General features: G+C 68.4%; 1 protein-coding gene and 1 pseudogene. Both read right to left on the bottom strand.

What is annotated here, in order from left to right; translation table 11 throughout:
- Positions 1-118: 118 nt before the first annotated feature.
- A complete protein-coding gene (locus ACFV0Q_RS41820) occupies positions 119-469 on the bottom strand; it encodes a hypothetical protein (protein WP_385013359.1) in 351 nt (116 codons plus the stop codon).
- 501 nt (positions 470-970) lie between these two features.
- Positions 971-1,235: pseudogene (locus ACFV0Q_RS41815) on the bottom strand (hypothetical protein); the annotation flags it as partial.

The following is a 1,235-nucleotide window of genomic DNA, read 5'->3' as shown; positions in this document are numbered from 1 at the left end:
CCACTACTCCTGAAATTAGTCCCTTCGCTTTCCTCGCCGCCGACTTGAGGCCTCTGGCCGCCCCGCCTGTACGCGGGACGGCCGGAGGCCTTTCGCGTGGCCGATGCCCCTTCCCGGCTCATGCCGGCAACTCGGCGACCGGCTCGGCGAAGGCTTCCGGCGTGAGGACCTGGACGTCGAGTGCGTCGCGGAGATCCCGGGGGCGGTCATTCCTCGGGTACTCGGTCACCTGCTCGGGGTGAACGAAACAGGGTGCCGGGTACCAGCCATCGGGAAACCCGGCCGCCGATGGTGCAGGTGTCGCCGCCACCTCTCCGATGGCGAGGGAGCCTCGCCAGTACACCTGGGGCAGCGGGTGGCAGTAGGTGCCGTGCGCGTAGGGACACCACAGGACCTGGAGCAGGTCGGTGCCCTCGGGGAAGGGCAGGGTGGGTACGTCGGCCCGGCGGATCTGCACGATGGGGGCCATGGGCGTGGCGGGTTCGAGGCGGCTCGTGGTGTCCGTGTCCTAGTGTTCCGCGTCGCACAACCGGCCATGGTTCGTCGGCGGGCCACAGCAGAGGGCCGCCGACGGAGCTGTCCTGGCACGTCGGAGAACCGGGGCGCGGGTGCAGGCGGACGGACTCACGGCGGAAGGGAAGCAGCTCGGGGCAGAGGCTCTCCACGTCGACCGGGCGGTCAGGTGTGTGACCGGACATGTGCCGAACTCTGGAACCGGGGCACGACAGCCAGCCCCACCGGCCTTGTCGTGCCCAGGGCCAAGTGCTCGGTGCCCGAAGTCCTTCGGGGGTTGATCACGTTGCTGGTGAGGCGGAGGATTCTCCCTGTCGGTCGTGTGTGTGTCGGTCGAGCCGGGACAGCAGATCGTCCAGGTCGGAGGTGGTGAACTTCCACTGGAACGGCTTTGCTGTGGCGTTGTAGCGGTCTTCGAAGGCTCGGAGCTGGTTTCGGACCACGTACTCGTCCGCGCTCAGCGGGACGCGGTCGAAGGTGCCGACATACAGTCCATGATGCGGGCGGCCTTGGGCCGGAACTTCGGATCGCGGATGAAGATCCAGGATCGGTACTGCCAGGGCTTGAGTGTGTCCTCGCGCAGCCAGCGGCGGGCGGTGGAGGCAGAGATCGAGTCGGCGATGCGGCGGACGACCACGACCTCACGTGCCAGTTCCGGGCACGACCAGCGCGACAGCGGGGTGCCGGTCTCGGCGGGCAGTTGGCAGGCCAGGACCTTGACC

Source organism: Streptomyces sp. NPDC059564, from assembly GCF_042735575.1.
Lineage (GTDB): Bacteria > Actinomycetota > Actinomycetes > Streptomycetales > Streptomycetaceae > Streptomyces.
The sequence above is the reverse complement of the archived record's forward strand: the minus strand, read 5'-3'. Positions and strand labels throughout refer to the sequence as shown.

Excerpts from the sequence above, each read along its gene's own strand:
- ACFV0Q_RS41820 (WP_385013359.1), bottom strand. The coding sequence starts at position 469 with ATGGCCCCCATCGTGCAGATCCGCCGGGCCGACGTACCCACCCTGCCC.